The following is a 16,468-nucleotide window of genomic DNA, read 5'->3' as shown; positions in this document are numbered from 1 at the left end:
AGGGGTTGTATGAAAGATCATACTACCCTTTTTATGTTAAGGCTCAGCAGTTTATTCGCAGATCTGTGTCCGCGCTGCTACATGGATCTGTAACGAAGCAGCAGCGCAGAAAGAGGAGAATTATGAAAAAGAAAGTCGTAAGTTTACTCGCAGCTATGGCTCTCGCAGTTACTGCTCTGGCAGGATGCGGATCCAATGATGCAGCTACCACCGGCACAGATGCGGCAACTGTTGCAGCTACTACTGAGGTGGCAGCTACTACTGAAGCAGCAGCTGATGGCGAAGCTGTCAGTGGTGTAAAGGCAGGTTTTATTTTCCTGCATGATGAGAACTCTACTTATGATCTGAACTTCCTGAACGGAGCAAAGGCAGCTTGTGAGAAGCTTGGCATTGAGTACATGACCAAGACCAATATTCCTGAAGGACAGGAAGCTTATGAAGCAGCTTGTGAGCTTGCTGATGCAGGTTGTAATTTCATTTTCGCAGACAGCTTTGGACATGAGGACTACATCATCGAGGCTGCTAAGGAGTATCCCAATGTTCAGTTCAGCCATGCAACCGGAACCAAGGCTCATACTGAGGGTCTGGACAACTTCCACAATGCATTTGCTTCCATCTATGATGGCCGTTACCTTGCAGGTATCGTTGCAGGCATGAAGCTGAATGAGATGATCGCTAACGGTGATATTACCGAGGATCAGGCTAAGATGGGTTATGTAGGTGCTTATACATATGCAGAAGTTATGTCCGGTTATACCTCATTCTTCCTGGGTGCCCGTTCCGTATGCCCCAGCGTTACCATGGATGTAACCTTTACCGGTTCCTGGTACGATGAGACCGCTGAGAAGGAAGCAGCTAACAAGCTGATCGAGGGCGGATGTGTACTGATCAGCCAGCATGCAGACTCCATGGGTGCTCCTACCGCATGTGAGACCGCAGGCGTTCCCAACGTATCTTACAACGGAAGCACTGAGGCAGCCTGCCCCAATACCTTCCTGGTATCTTCCAGAGTTAACTGGGAGCCTTACTTTGAGTATGCTATTAAATGTGTAGCAGATGGAACTCCTATCGATACCGATTGGTGTGGTACTCTGGAGACCGGCTCTGTAGAGCTGAGCGATCTTGGTGCTGCTGTAGCAGATGGTACCGCAGAAGCAGTAGAAGCTGCAAAGGCTGATCTGATCGCAGGCAAGGCTCATGTATATGATATCACCACCTTTACTGTAGACGGTAAGACCCTGGACAGCTATGAAGCTGATATTGATACTGATCCTGATTATACTCCCGATCATGAGGTAGTAAGTGACGGATACTTCCATGAGTCCGATGTTGCATTCCGTTCCGCTCCTTACTTCAATGTAAGAATTGATGGAATCAACCTGTTGGATGAGCAGTATTAATTGACTTATTGAAATAGCCCGGACGGCGCAGCGTTTATTGCCGCGCCGCCCTTTTTCTACCTTATGGATCTTTTGCTTTTGCGGATGGATGAGGTAGAAAAGGGGCGGCCAGTGTGCTTATGCCAGGTATTAAAAGACCTGAAAATTGCAGGTCATGGATAAATTGGAAAGGTGACTAGGATGGAAAAAGAGACAAAAGTAGCTGCGGTTTCGATGAAAAACATTACCAAGACTTTTGGATCCGTGATTGCCAATGATAAGGTAAATCTGGATATCTATAAGGGTGAGATATTATCACTGCTTGGGGAAAACGGCAGCGGTAAGACGACACTGATGAATATGCTCTCCGGTATTTATTTCCCGGATGAGGGACAGATCTTTATTAACGGTAAGGAAGAGGTCATCAAATCCCCCAAGGATGCGTTACGGCTGGGAATCGGTATGGTGCATCAGCATTTTAAGCTGATCGATGTACTTTCCGCTACCGAGAATATCATCCTGGGTCTGGAAGGCAGGCTTAATATCAAGGAGGCATCCCGTAAAATAGAGGAGATCTGTGACAAATACGGTTTTGAAGTAGATCCGAAGCAGAAAATCTATGATATGACGGTATCCCAGAAGCAGACCGTGGAGATTGTAAAGGTGCTGTATCGTGGTGCGGATATCCTGATCCTGGATGAGCCTACCGCCGTACTGACACCGCAGGAGACAGAGAAGCTTTTCAATGTTCTCCGGAAAATGAGAGATGACGGCAAGGCTATTGTTATCATTACCCATAAAATGCATGAAGTGGAATCACTGTCCGACAGGGTGGCTGTGCTTCGTAACGGTCAGTATATTGGAAGCATGCTGACAAAGGATACCACCGTTACGGAAATGACCAATATGATGGTGGGACATGCGGTTACTTTGAATATTGTCAGACCGGAACCTGTGAATCCCAAGCCCCGTATCGAGGTAGAGGGACTGACGGTTCGTAATGAAGAAGGAATCGTCAAGTTAAAGGATGTGTCCTTTACCGCCAACAGCGGTGAGATTCTGGGAATCGCCGGTATCTCCGGCTGCGGACAGAAGGAACTTCTGGAAGCTATCGCCGGATTACAAGTGGTGGAGACCGGTACGATTCATTATGTAGAGGACGATGGCAGCAAGGAAATGCTGATCGGCAAGGATCCGTTGAAGATCGCAGAGATGGGTGTTTCACTTTCCTTCGTGCCGGAAGATCGTCTCGGCATGGGTCTGGTGGGCAATATGGACCTGACAGACAATATGATGTTACGTTCCTTCCGACAGGGACATACACCGTTTACGAACAGGAAACCTTCCAAACAGCTTGCGACTGATGTGGTAGAAAATCTGGAGGTTGTAACCCCGGGTATCACCACTCCGGTACGCAGATTGTCCGGTGGTAATGTACAGAAGGTTCTCGTTGGAAGAGAGATTGCGTCTGCACCTACCGTATTGTTAACGGCTTATGCGGTACGTGGACTGGATATCAATTCTTCGTATACTATATATGACCTGATCAATGAACAGAAGAAAAAGGGCGTTGCCGTAATTTTCGTAGGTGAGGATCTGGATGTGCTGATGGAGCTGTCCGACCGTATCATGGTGCTGTGCGGCGGAGAAGTCAGCGGTATCCTCGATGCGAGAAAGACAGATAAAAATGAGGTTGGTATGCTGATGACCAGAGTAGGAGGCAAAGAACATGAAGGAGAAGAATAAAGAGCCTTTGTTTCATATCGTAAAAAGAGATGCTCTCCCCTGGTATAAATCTCTGGGTATCCGTTTCGTAGCGATTCTGTTGGCGTTGATCCTGTGCGGTATCATTACGACGATCACCACGGGAATCAATCCTTTACAGGTATATCAGTCTATTATTCTGGGAGCTTTCGGATCCGTCCGTAAGACCTGGGTTACTTTTCAGAATATTGCGATCCTGTTGTTGATTGCACTGGCACTGACTCCGGCATTCAAGATGAAATTCTGGAATATCGGCGGTGAGGGACAGGTCTTGATCGGGGGTCTGGCATCCGCAGCCTGCATGATCTGCCTGGGGGACAAGCTTCCGGGTGCAGTTGTGATCCTGTGCATGATCGTGGCAAGTCTGGCAGCAGGAGCCATCTGGGGCTTCATTCCCGCATTTTTCAAGGCGAAATGGAATACCAATGAGACGCTGTCTACGCTGATGATGAACTACATAGCTACTCAGTTGGTGGCATTTTATACGATAGTATGGGAGGTTCCCAAGGGATCCGGTAAGATCGGTATCATCAACCAGAACACCAATGTGGGCTGGCTACCGCAGATCTTCGGCTCCAAATATCTGTTAAGTATTGTAGTGGCAGTAGTGATCACGATATTTATGTATGTATATTTGAACTACAGTAAGCAGGGATATGAGATCTCTGTTGTGGGTGAGAGCGAAAATACTGCAAAATATGTGGGTATTAAGGTGGAAAAGGTAATTATCCGTACCATGCTTCTGTCCGGTGCACTGTGCGGACTGGTAGGCCTGCTTCTGGTAGGAGGCATCAATCATACTGTGACTACCACGATTGCAGGTGGACAGGGATTTACCGCTGTACTGGTATCCTGGATGTCCAAGTTCAATCCTCTGACCATGGTATTCTCCAGCTTCCTGATCATATTCATGGATCGCGGAGCCAGTGAGATCTCTACCAATTTTGGACTGAATCATTCTTACTCCGATATTCTGACAGGTATTATCCTGTTCTTTATCATCGGCTGTGAGTTCTTCATTACTTACAGACTGCAGTTCCGTAAAAAAGCAGAAAAGGAGGAACAGTAATCATGTGGTCATTTTTACTTGCATTTATTCCGAGAGCAATCGTACAGGGAATTCCTCTGTTATACGGGAGTACCGGTGAGATCATCACGGAGAAGTCCGGTAATCTGAATCTGGGAATCCCCGGCGTCATGTATGTGGGAGGTATCTGTGGTGTCATCGGATCTTTCTTCTATGAGAGATCCGCAGGAGACGCGGCGAACATGAATGGGTTTCTTGCCATTGCGATTCCGATGCTCTGCTGCCTGTTAGGATCCCTGTTGATGGGATTGCTGTACTGCTTCCTGACTGTCACCCTGCGGGCGAACCAGAACGTGACCGGTCTGGCAATGACCACCTTCGGTGTTGGCTTCGGTAACTTCTTCGGCGGATCCCTGATCAAGCTGGTAAACAGTGATGTACCTTCCATTGCACTGTCTGCTACCAGCAGCTATTTCAGCAAATCCCTTCCTTTTGCGGTGAAGCTGGGATGGTTCGGCAAGTTGTTTTTATCCTATGGATTCCTGGCGTATCTGGCAGTGATCATAGCGTTTGCGGCATCTTATATTCTGAGTCATACCAGAACCGGTCTGCATTTGAGAGCGGTCGGTGAAGGTCCCAATACCGCAGATGCGGCTGGCATCAACGTATCCCGGTACAAATACATTGCTACCTGTGTGGGATGTATGATCGCAGGTCTGGGAGGTTTGTATTATGTAATGGACTATGCCTGCGGTGTCTGGTCCAACGATGCCTTTGGTGACAGAGGCTGGCTTGCCATCGCACTGGTCATCTTCACCATCTGGAGACCGAATATCAGCGTATTCGCATCCTTCCTTTTCGGCGGACTGTATATCCTGTATCTGTATCTGCCCACCGGTATCGAACATATGGAGTATCAGGAGCTGTACAAGATGATTCCTTATGTCGTAACATTACTGGTACTGGTCATCACCAGCATGCGGAGCAAGAGAGAGAATCAGCCCCCTGCAAGTCTGGGACTGGCGTACTTCAGAGAAGAAAGATAATAATTTTATAGAAAGACGATTAAAAACGGCGTTTTCCGGAAATTTCCGGAGAATGCTGTTTTTTAGTGCACATTTTGGAAAAAACTCACAGAAACTTTAGGAAAACTTTTGATTTTATTCGGATGGAATTTACCTGTGTCTGTTATGCTGAGATCAATTCAGAGAAAATAAACGGAAGGGAGAAAAAAGATGAAAGTATTGATCACAACAGACTGGTACAAGCCGGCCATCAACGGAGTTGTTACTTCGGTATGCAATCTGCGGGAGGAATTACAGCAAAGAGGACATGAAGTGAAGATCCTGACTCTGTCCCGTACAGCTCGTTCCTACGAAGAAGAGGGTGTGATCTATATGGGTTCCGTGAATGCCGGATATATTTATCCGGGAGCAAGACTTCGGGTGTCCCCGGGACGCGAACTGTATCGCGGGATTATAGAGTGGAATCCGGATATTGTGCATTCCCAGTGTGAATTTTCTACCTTTTTCATGGCAAAAAAGATCGCAGAGGAATGTAAGACCCCTCTGGTGCATACTTACCATACTGTATACGAAGATTATACCCACTATTTTTCCCCTTACAAGAAATGGGGCAGGAATATGGTACAGTTCCTGACGCGACAGATCTCCGAGAAGGTGGACAGTATGATCGCTCCCAGCACAAAAATAGAGACATTACTAAAAGACTATGGCATTCATTGTCCGGTATCAGTGATCCCATCGGGGATTGATCTGAGTAAATATGACGCGCAGACCCGGACGGATTCCCGGGAGAGAATCCGAAGAAAATATAAAATGGACCGGAAGACCACAGTGCTTTTATATGTAGGTCGTCTGGCAAAAGAGAAGAATGTGGAAGAATTGCTGGAGTACCAGCAGAAAATTCAGGAGAGCGGCACAATACTGATGATTGTAGGCAGCGGTCCTTATTTGGAGACTTTACGGAAAAAGGCAGCAGAACTGGGTGTGACGGAAAGCGTTATTTTTACCGGAATGGTATCACCCGCTGAAGTAGCATCTTATTATCCGGCAGGAGATCTGTTCGTTAGCGCTTCCACCAGTGAGACCCAGGGGCTTACCTATGCGGAAGCACTGGCAGCAGGATTACCGTTATTATGCAGAAGGGATCAATGCCTGCGGGCGGTTGTGGAAGAGGGAAAAAACGGCTGGCAGTACCGGACCGAAGAGGAATTCTTGAAAGACCTGAAGAACTGGAAGGAGAAAGAAGACGATGAACGCAGAGGAATGTGCAGTTATGCAAAACAGTCCGCAGAAATATTTTCCCAAAAAAGATTTGCGGGAAGCATGGAACAACTATACCAGCGACAGATCGAAGAAAAACAGGTCGAAAGAGAAAAACGCTTGGCAAAGAGTCGTCAATATTGCATCCTGGGTTAGTCTGATCCTCTGTGGAATACTGGCAGTCTGGAGCTATCAGAGCGGCATTTTCCAATCGGTGGAGACCATGCAGCAGTTTGTGAACCGTTTCGGAATGATCGGTGCACTGATCTTCGTGCTGATCCAGATCGTTCAGGTGGTGTTTCCCATCATACCGGGTGGCATCAGCTGTCTGGCAGGAGTGCTGCTCTTTGGAGCGGTGCCGGGATTTTTCTATAATTATATAGGAATCAGTGTGGGTTCCTGTATTGCTTTTGGAATAGCAAGAAGTCTGGGAAGACCGGTGCTGTACAAGATGTTTCCCGGGAAAATGATTGAAAAATACCTGACATGGACGGAGTTGAAGGGGAGATTTTTGAAATTATTTGCACTGGCAATCTTCCTGCCGGTGGCACCGGATGATTTTCTCTGTTATCTCGCCGGAACAACGAACATGACATGGAAACAGTTTGTGACAGTCATCTTTCTGGGGAAGCCTTTCTCCATTGCGCTGTATAGTCTGGGACTGACGACACTGTTCCAGGTGATTTTCCACCTGGTATAGGAGAGTATACTTATGAAAATTTATATATATAAAGGCGGACTTTCACTGGTGGCAAAAAGCGGCGTCGGCAGCGCCATCCGCCATCAGGAGAAGATGCTGCGAGCAGCAAAAGTGACCGTGACGGACGTCTGGAAAGAGGCGGATATCGTACAGATCAATACCGTATTGCCTGATTCGCCGTTGGTGGCACGGCGGGCAAGACGGCAGGGGAAAAAGGTCGTCTATTATGGGCATTCCACTATGGAAGATTTTAAGAATTCTTTTATCGGTTCCAATCTGGCGGCTCCTTTATTCAAAAAATGGATCCGCCATTGTTATAGACAGGGAGATGTGGTTATCACACCAACGGAATACTCCCGGAAATTGTTAATGAAATATGATCTGCATCGGGAGATTTACGCACTGACCAATGGTGTGGACACTGAATTTTTCCACAAAACAGAGCAGGCAGGTGGACGATTCCGGATATTTTTTCATCTTCCTGTGGATAAAAAGGTCGTGATATCCGCCGGGCATCTGATTCACAGAAAAGGAATCGGGGATTTTCTGGAAATGGCAAAAAGGATGCCAGACATTATTTTTCTATGGTTTGGGGGCGGGAACAATGCATTGATTCCGGCAGAGATCAAAAAGGCTGTGGCAGAGAAGCCGGAAAATGTGATCTTTGCCGGTTTCCAACCGTCCGGGATCCTGCGGGATGCGTACTGTGGTGCGGATGCATTTGCTTTTTTCAGTTATGAAGAGACGGAAGGAATCGTGGTATTGGAGGCATTATCCTGTGAGATTCCTGTGATCGTGAGAGACATTCCGGTGTATGAAGGGTGGCTTACCGACGGCGAGCAGGTGCGCAAAGCCAGAAATCCGGATTCCTACGAGCAGGCAGTCCGAGACATCTTGTATGAAGAACCGCGGGAAAAAGTAAGACGCAGAATCCGGGCAGGCAGGGCACTGGCGGAGGAACACAGCATGCGGGCGACAGGTGAGAAACTGTATCAGATAGAGCAGAAGCTTTTGTAGACATCCCTCTTGCAAATTCAGAGTCTTTATCATAAAATGAGAGTACCTTACAAAGGAGGTGCTTACGATGAACCTTGTAATTACTATTAGCCGAAGATTCGGAACAGGAGCCAGTCTGATCGCACAGGAGTTGTCTGAGAAGCTGGGGGTGCCGGTGTATGATAAGGCGTACATAGAGCATGAGCTGGATGGTGACAGTTATGCTACGGAAGCGGAGGTCATTAAGGAATTGGCGGAACATCCCTGTATTATTCTGGGACGTTGTGCATCCGAGATCCTGAAGGATCAGCCGAATGTATTTAACGTGTATGTGTGCGCGGATAAGGAAGATCGTATTGAACGTATCATGAAGAAGGAAAGCCTTCCTCATGATGAGGCAAAAGAAATGCTTGAGAAAAATGATGCGGAGCGCGCCGACTATTATTATGAAAATACCGGTAAAGTGTGGGGTGATGTGAATAATTATCATATGATCCTCGATACCACCAAACTGGGAATCGAAAATTGTGCGGATATCCTGATCCGGTATTTTGAAAGAGTGGAAATTATTTGACAGCCCGGAATGCGAATAGGCGTTACGATTTCGAGAGTATGCAGTACGAAGAAATCGTTTAGGATATAAATAGGGAATAGATTGTAAACAGATGTCTCACACGGACATCTGTTTTTCTATGAAAAACATCTTAAACACAGTAATAAAATTAATCAATTATACAACGTTATAAAATTAAAAGTATGATTTTAAATATAACAAAAAATGATATATACAATTGAAAATTTTAATCAAATAATAAAACGGAATAATCACCGAATAAAATGACCTTTTTCTTGAATTTATAGATATATGACAAAAATGTCACATTAAAATACATCAATTAACAAGATAAGAACATAACTTGCTTACAGAAATTATGAGTGTTAAGATAGTGCAATCAGATAAGTGAAAATAGTAAAAATAACAGGTTTTGAAAATAAAAAGTAATCATATGGCAGGAGGATTTCCATGAACAGCGCAGACATAGCAGCAAAATATCAGAAAACTTATTTTATGCCCCCCGAGGTGACCTACGACTGGGTGAAGAAGGACAGCATTACCAAGCCCCCCATCTGGTGCAGCGTTGACTTGAGAGATGGTAACCAGGCTTTGATCGATCCCATGAGCCTGGAAGATAAGCTGGAATTCTTCAAGCTGTTGGTAAAGATCGGTTTCAAGGAGATCGAGGTTGGTTTTCCTGCTTCTTCCGATACCGAGTACAATTTTATCCGTGCCTTGATCGAACGCGACATGATTCCCAATGATGTGACCATTCAGGTGTTGACGCAGGCGAGAGAACATATCATCCGCAAGACCTTTGAAGCGGTAAAAGGTGCGCCCCACGCAGTAATCCATCTATACAACTCTACTTCCGTAGAGCAGAGAGAACAGGTATTTAAGAAAGATAAAGAAGCCATCAAGAAGCTGGCAGTAGACGGCGCCCAGATGTTAAAGAATCTGGCAGACGAGACCGAAGGCAACTTTACCTTTGAGTACAGCCCTGAGAGCTTTTCCCAGACCGAGGTGGATTATGCACTGGAAGTCTGCAATGCAGTACTGGATGTATGGAAGCCTACCGCTGACCGCAAGGCCATCATCAATCTGCCCACCACCGTACAGGTGGCAATGCCCCACGTATTTGCCTGTCAGGTAGAATATATGCACAAGCATTTGAAATATCGTGACAATGTAGTACTCAGCGTACATCCTCACAATGACAGGGGCTGTGGCATCAGTGATGCGGAATTCGGCGTACTGGCCGGAGCAGACCGTGTGGAAGGTACTTTGTTCGGCAACGGCGAACGTACCGGTAACGTGGATCTGGTAACTGTTGCGCTGAACATGATGTGCCACGGCGTGGACAGTGGACTGGATTTCTCCCATATTATGGAGATCCGCGAAGCTTATGAGAACTTCACCGGCATGAAGGTACATGAAAGAGTGCCCTATGCAGGAGATCTGGTATTTACCGCATTTTCCGGTTCCCATCAGGATGCCATCAGCAAAGGTATGGCATGGCAGAAGGAAGGCAAGACCGGCAAGCGTTGGGATATCCCTTATCTGCCCATCGATCCTGCGGATGTGGGAAGAGAGTACGAATCCGATGTTATCCGTATCAACAGTGTATCCGGTAAGGGCGGCGTAGCGTTCGTATTGAAGCAGCAGTTTGGCTTCTCGCTGCCCGCAGCCATGAAGGAAGAGGTTGGTTACCTTGTAAAAGGTATTTCCGACAGACGTCATCAGGAATTACTTCCCAAGGAGATCTATGCGATCTTCGAGGAAAATTATATTTATCCCCGCAGCATCTTCAACATTCCGGAGTGCCACTTCAAACAGGAGAACGGCATTCAGGCAGAGGTGACTATCGAGCAGGGCGGAGCTTCCAGAGCCATTACTACTATGGGTAACGGACGTCTGGATGCAGTCAGCAATGCCATCAAGACATACTTTGGTATTACCTACGAGTTGTCTGTATATGAAGAGCATGCAATTTCCAGAGGCTCCAATTCCAAGGCTGCCACCTATGTTGGTATCGTCCATGACGGTAAATTCTACTGGGGCGTCGGCGTAGATGAAGATATTATCAAGAGTTCTATCGCCGCACTGGTGTCCGCGGTGAATAAGCTGGCAGCAGAACAGCATATTACCTCCGGCAGAGAAGAGCGGATCGTGGAGATCATCAGTTTCATCCAGAAGAACTATGTGGATGTGACATTGGATATGCTGGTAGATACTTTCCATCTCTCCAAGCCTTACCTGTCCAAGTACATTAAGGAAAAGGCCGGCATGACCTTCCAGGAGGTCGTTCGGGAAGAGCGCATGAAAAAAGCAAGAATGCTCTTAAAGGAGACCAATCAGACGGTGGAGACCATTGCAGCCAACGTTGGTTACGAGAATGTGGAGCACTTTAACCGCCTATTCAAAAAGGCATATGACATGACTCCGGTACAGTATCGAAAACAGAGCGCGGAATAAAGTACGCCGTGGAACTGCGCCATGCACATTCGTAGACGTACTGCGTCTACTTCATGTACGGCTGTCGCCGTATAAATCCAAAAAGAAAAGCACGTCCTCGTGAGCAAGCTCCCAGGGCGTGTTTTTCTTTTTGGATTTGCATGGCTCGTAGCTTTTAACATAATGACAGGTTTGGAAAACATAAATAAATAGAAAAAACCGTTTTTTTTTATTATGATGAAAACATAGAGCAAGAGAATTCGCAGTCTGGCATTCCGCCGGAGCGTAACGAAAGAAAACATAAATGTAAGAGGCTTACATCGTAAGCAGACAGGAGTAGAAAAATGGAAATGAAAGAGACGATTCTGAAAACTTTCGCAGAAGTATTTGGAGATGCAGAGGGCACCAAGGCTTATTTTGCACCGGGACGTGTGAATCTGATCGGTGAACATACCGACTATAACGGCGGACACGTTTTCCCCTGCGCACTGACCATCGGTACCTATGGTGTGGCAAGAAAGAGAAACGACAATAAGCTGCGTTTCTATTCCATGAATTTCGGACATCTGGGAGTGATCGAATCTTCTCTGGAGGATCTGGTACCCAGCAAGGAAGCAGGCTGGACCAATTATCCCAAGGGAGTGATCTGGGCTTTCGGTGAGAAGGGCATGAAAGTGACTTCCGGTATGGATCTGCTGCTGAACGGTAATATCCCCAACGGTTCCGGACTTTCCTCTTCCGCTTCTGTAGAAGTGCTGACCGGCTACATTCTGAGAGATTTCTTCGGATTTGATGTGACCAATCAGGATCTTGCACTGATCGGACAGTTCTCCGAGAACAAATACAACAAGGTAAACTGCGGTATCATGGATCAGTTTGCCATTGCCATGGGCAAAAAGGATAATGCTATTTTTCTGGACACCGCAACTCTGGAATATGAGTACGCACCGATCCATCTGGAAAATGCGAAGATCGTGATCGCATGCAGCAATAAAAAGAGAGGCCTGGGAGATTCCAAGTACAATGAGCGTCGCAGCGAGTGCGAGACTGCACTGGCAGAACTGCAGCAGGTAGTGAAGATCAAGACTCTGGGTGATCTGGACGAGGAGACTTTCGAGAAGTTCAAAGCTATTATCAAGAGCGATGTCCGCAGAAAGCGCGCAAAGCACGCTGTATATGAGAATCAGAGAACCGTTCGTGCGGTAGAAGCTCTGAAGAACAACGATGTGAAGCTGTTTGGTGAGCTGATGAATGCTTCCCATGTATCTTTGCGGGATGATTATGAGGTAACAGGTATCGAGCTGGATACTCTGGTAGAAGAAGCATGGAAGGTAGACGGTGTTATTGGTTCCCGTATGACAGGTGCCGGTTTCGGCGGATGTACCGTAAGCATTGTAAAGGATGAGGCTATTGACACCTTTATCGATCAGGTAGGCAAGGCATATAAGGAGAAGATCGGTTATGCAGCTGATTTCTATGTAGTAGAGATCGGTGACGGCCCCCAGACCCTGTAAGAAATTAAGATCCGACGAGAATAGAGAGTGCGATGCCGGAGAAATCCGGTATTGCAGAATGGAGAAAAAATGGATATTCAGGTATTAATTCGTAAATTGGTATCCTACGGAGTACAGACAGGACTGGTTCCGGAGGAAGATGTGATCTACACGACCAACCGTCTGTTGGAGCTGTTTGAACTGGATGAACTGGAAGAGCGCGACAATGTGACCATGCGTGAGGATGAACTGGAAGAGGTTCTGAAGGGTATGCTGGATTATGCTTACGAAAAAGGCATTCTCAAGGAGAACAGTGTGGTGTATCGTGACCTTTTCGATACGAAGATCATGGGCATGCTGATGCCCAGACCCAGTGAAGTAATCCGTCATTTCCACGAACTGTACGAGCAGGTATCTCCCGAGGCAGCTACCGACTATTATTACAAATTAAGCAGAGATTCCGACTATATCCGTCGTTATCGTATCTGCAAGGATATGAAATGGGTAGCACCCACCAAATACGGCGATCTGGACATTACCATCAACCTGTCCAAGCCTGAGAAGGATCCCAAGGCTATTGCTGCAGCGAAGCTGGCAAAACAGGCCGGTTATCCGAAATGCCTGCTGTGCCGTGAAAATGAAGGTTATGCAGGCCGTGTGAATCATCCCGCCCGCCAGAACCACCGCATCATTCCGGTGACCATCAATGGCAGCCAGTGGGGATTCCAGTATTCTCCGTATGTATATTACAATGAGCATTGCATCGTATTTAATTCTCAGCATGTACCTATGAGGATTGAGCATGCGACCTTCTGCAAGCTGTTTGATTTTGTAAAGCAGTTCCCTCATTATTTTGTAGGTTCCAATGCGGACCTGCCCATCGTAGGCGGTTCTATTTTAAGTCACGATCATTTCCAGGGTGGTCATTATGAGTTCGCCATGGCCAAGGCGCCTGTAGAGAAAAACTTCTCTGTAGCAGGTTATGAAGATGTGGATGCCGGTATCGTGGCATGGCCTATGTCTGTGATCCGCCTCAGCGGTATGGATACCGACCGCATTATTGCACTGGCAGATGTGATCCTGAATAAATGGAGAGAATATACGGATGAAGAGGCTTTCATCTATGCCTATACCGATAACGAGCCTCATAACACCATCACTCCCATTGCCAGAAAGCGCGGAGACAAGTTCGAACTGGATCTGGTGCTGCGTAACAATATCACTACTGAGGAACATCCTCTGGGTGTATATCATCCGCATGCAAAGCTGCATCATATCAAGAAGGAGAACATCGGTCTGATCGAGGTTATGGGTCTGGCCGTACTGCCCGCCCGCCTGAAGGGTGAGATGGCGCATCTGAAGGAAGCAATCCTCGCCGGTAAGGACTTAAGAGCCGATGAAGAACTGGCAAAGCATGCAGACTGGGTAGATGAATTCCGACCGAAATACGATGCTATCACTGCAGAGAACATCGACGGTATCGTAGAGAAGGAGATCGGTCTGGTATTCATGCAGGTATTGGAAGATGCCGGTGTCTACAAGAGAACTGAGGAAGGTCAGAAGGCGTTCGACCGTTTTGTAAAGAGCTTGTAATAATAGTTCAGCCATAGAATGACAGAACCGGCGATTGGGTGCTTGCACACAAAGCGACGGAGAGCGTGATAATGCGACTTTGCGAATGGCGCGGTCTGAACGTTTGTTGTAAAATGTTTGTTGCGAGGAAAAGGAATTGTGGTGACACAATTCTTCAGACTGTAGACAAAGCTCCTTCCTGTGAGGGAGCTTTGTCTACAGTCTGTTTATTTATCGTTATCTTCTCTTTTCCGAATCATGCCTCTTACTTTTTATAGTACCATCTTCCTGTATAGGGTGCAAGTCGTCACTGATGGTTCGTATAAATAATTTTACGCGTTTTTGCTGTATTTTTAAAGGTGCGAGATTTGTATAATTCCGATAATTGTAGTATACTGTAGGAAAAAATTTTTCGTAACACATCAGTTCACCATGTATTACAGAAAAGAGGTTATATTTCAAATGAAAAAGCAAAGCAAAGTAACCAGTCAGTCTGCCATGCTGCAGCAAAACACAAGATCAACCTATCGGATACTGATCATCAGCATCGTTATGCTGATCCTGTTCATCGGATCCAACATGTATCTGAGCCGGATCAATTCCCAGCAGCTGGAAGCTACCATGTATCTGAACCAGTATCGTCTGGGTTCCAAGACGCTGACCGCTGCCGTACAGTCTTACGCAGTCACCGGAGACCAGACCTACTATGACAATTATATGAAGGAATTAAACGAGGACAAAAATCGTGACATTGCCTGGGAAGGTCTTCAGAAAGACGGTCTGACCGACAATGAATGGGCACTGTTAAACCATATTGCTGAAATGTCCAACGGTCTGGTTCCTCTGGAAGAAGAAGCCATGGATAAGGCCGGTTCCGGAGATACACAAGCAGCTATTTCTTATGTATTTGGTGAGGAATATGAATCTACCGTACAGGAGATCACTGCAACCACAGATAATTGTATCAATGATATCCAGGCACGTATGGCTCAGAAGCAAAATACTCTGAATCTGATAATGATCACTACCATGGTGATTTTCATTCTCTGCTTCCTGACCATTGCCCGCAAGATTGTCACCACACTGACCTTTGCAAAACAGGAACTGCTGATTCCCATTGTAAAAGTATCCGAGCAGATGAAAGTACTTGCGCAGGGACATTTTGACAGCCGTCTGGATCTGCCGGAGGATGACAGTGAAGTCGGCATCATGGTGCAGGCCGTTCATTTCATGAACGACAACTTTACCAAGATGATCACCGAGATTTCCGAGATCTTAGGTCAGATGGGTCAGGGCAATTACCGTGTAGAGCCTACGGAAGAATATGTCGGTGACTTTGTACAGATCAAGGATTCCATGGTGAAGATCATTGCCGATATGAAGAAGACACTGTCCACCATTCAGGTCAGCGCACAGGAGATCGATGGTGGTTCCGAGCAGCTGGCACAGGCAGCTACCGATCTGGCAGAAGGTTGTACCGCACAGGCCTCCAAGATTTCCGAAGCATCCCAGATGATCGACGCTATGGCAAAGAGTATTGAAGAAAAAGCCAGAGTTGCACAGGAGACCGCAGATATCTCCAAGCAGTCCGCACAGACGGTTGCTGATGGCAATGCCAAGATGCAGGAACTGAAAGTCGCAATCGGTGAGATCAGTAAATGTTCCGAGGAGATTCGTTCTATCATTCAGGTCATTGAGGATATCGCTTCCCAGACCAACCTCCTGTCACTGAATGCCTCCATCGAGGCTGCCCGTGCCGGAGAAGCAGGCCGCGGATTTGCTGTCGTAGCCGAGCAGGTCAAGAATCTGGCGGAACAGTCCACCGAGGCTGCCGGAGAGACCACAAAGCTGATCGGGAGCACCATCGATGCTGTCAACAAGGGAATCGCCATTGCAGAAGAAACCGAAGCCAGCATGGATCAGGTAATGGAAGAAGCCGAGGCTTCTACCAAGCGTATGGTTGATATGGCACAGGCCCTTCAGGCTGAAGTGTCCAGCGTCCAGCAGATCGATGAAAACATCGCTCATGTGGCCGGAATCGTGGACAACAACTCCGCATCTTCTCAGGAGACCGCCGCTGTCAGCGAAGAACAGTCCGCGCAGGTACATACTATGTTACAGCTGATGCATCAGTTCCAGATCTAGTTTTCAGAATGATAAAGCCTGAGTGCTTCTAAAGAAGCCTCAGGCTCAGACTGTAGACAAAGCTCCTTCCTGTGAGGGAGCTTTTCTTGTGTCATGA

12 protein-coding genes are annotated in these 16,468 nt (G+C 46.9%); all 12 read left to right on the top strand.

Annotated elements, in window-relative coordinates:
* Positions 1-122 precede the first annotated feature (122 nt).
* The 12 genes from DWZ61_RS00060 (at position 123) to DWZ61_RS00005 (ending at position 16,371) form a co-directional block, all read left to right on the top strand.
* Positions 123-1,400: a BMP family ABC transporter substrate-binding protein gene (locus DWZ61_RS00060; protein ID WP_118537072.1), complete on the top strand. Its 1,278-nt coding sequence runs from the start codon at positions 123-125 to the stop codon at positions 1,398-1,400.
* Positions 1,401-1,580: 180 nt separating this feature from the next.
* A complete protein-coding gene (locus tag DWZ61_RS00055; RefSeq protein WP_118537071.1) occupies positions 1,581-3,125 on the top strand; it encodes an ABC transporter ATP-binding protein in 1,545 nt (514 codons plus the stop codon).
* Positions 3,109-4,212, top strand: a complete 1,104-nt coding sequence (locus tag DWZ61_RS00050; RefSeq protein ID WP_117465166.1) for an ABC transporter permease — start codon at positions 3,109-3,111, stop codon at positions 4,210-4,212. Before DWZ61_RS00055 ends, DWZ61_RS00050 begins: the two co-directional genes overlap by 17 nt.
* Before the next feature lie 2 nt (positions 4,213-4,214).
* Entirely contained in the window at positions 4,215-5,216 is a 1,002-nt protein-coding gene (locus tag DWZ61_RS00045; protein ID WP_118537070.1) for an ABC transporter permease, read from the top strand.
* A 189-nt stretch (positions 5,217-5,405) separates the two neighbouring features.
* On the top strand, positions 5,406-6,611 hold the full coding sequence (locus tag DWZ61_RS00040) for a glycosyltransferase family 4 protein (protein ID WP_118537069.1): 1,206 nt from the start codon (positions 5,406-5,408) through the stop codon (positions 6,609-6,611).
* Positions 6,508-7,155 carry a TVP38/TMEM64 family protein gene (locus DWZ61_RS19990; protein WP_243026329.1) on the top strand — a complete coding sequence of 216 codons (648 nt, stop codon included), beginning with the start codon at positions 6,508-6,510 and terminating at the stop codon, positions 7,153-7,155. The genes DWZ61_RS00040 and DWZ61_RS19990 overlap by 104 nt, the downstream gene beginning before the upstream one ends.
* Before the next feature lie 12 nt (positions 7,156-7,167).
* Positions 7,168-8,172, top strand: a complete 1,005-nt coding sequence (locus tag DWZ61_RS00030) for a glycosyltransferase family 4 protein (RefSeq protein WP_118537067.1) — start codon at positions 7,168-7,170, stop codon at positions 8,170-8,172.
* Positions 8,173-8,239: 67 nt separating this feature from the next.
* The gene (locus DWZ61_RS00025; RefSeq protein WP_022153626.1) at positions 8,240-8,725 is read left to right on the top strand and encodes a cytidylate kinase-like family protein; all 486 of its coding nucleotides are present in this window, start codon (positions 8,240-8,242) and stop codon (positions 8,723-8,725) included.
* 450 nt (positions 8,726-9,175) lie between these two features.
* Positions 9,176-11,182, top strand: a complete 2,007-nt coding sequence (locus DWZ61_RS00020; protein ID WP_118537066.1) for a 2-isopropylmalate synthase — start codon at positions 9,176-9,178, stop codon at positions 11,180-11,182.
* A gap of 323 nt (positions 11,183-11,505) precedes the next feature.
* Complete coding sequence (locus tag DWZ61_RS00015) at positions 11,506-12,675, top strand: galactokinase (RefSeq protein ID WP_331682139.1); 1,170 nt, start codon at positions 11,506-11,508, stop codon at positions 12,673-12,675.
* Positions 12,676-12,744: 69 nt separating this feature from the next.
* Entirely contained in the window at positions 12,745-14,247 is a 1,503-nt protein-coding gene (galT, locus tag DWZ61_RS00010; RefSeq protein WP_117465311.1) for a UDP-glucose--hexose-1-phosphate uridylyltransferase, read from the top strand.
* A gap of 441 nt (positions 14,248-14,688) precedes the next feature.
* Entirely contained in the window at positions 14,689-16,371 is a 1,683-nt protein-coding gene (locus tag DWZ61_RS00005) for a methyl-accepting chemotaxis protein (RefSeq protein ID WP_117465312.1), read from the top strand.
* The last annotated feature ends 97 nt before the right edge of the window (positions 16,372-16,468 follow it).

This window comes from Clostridium sp. AF34-10BH (assembly GCF_003478095.1).
In the GTDB taxonomy this organism is placed as follows: domain Bacteria; phylum Bacillota; class Clostridia; order Lachnospirales; family Lachnospiraceae; genus Acetatifactor; species Acetatifactor acetigignens.
This window is presented reverse-complemented; position numbering and strand designations above follow the sequence as displayed.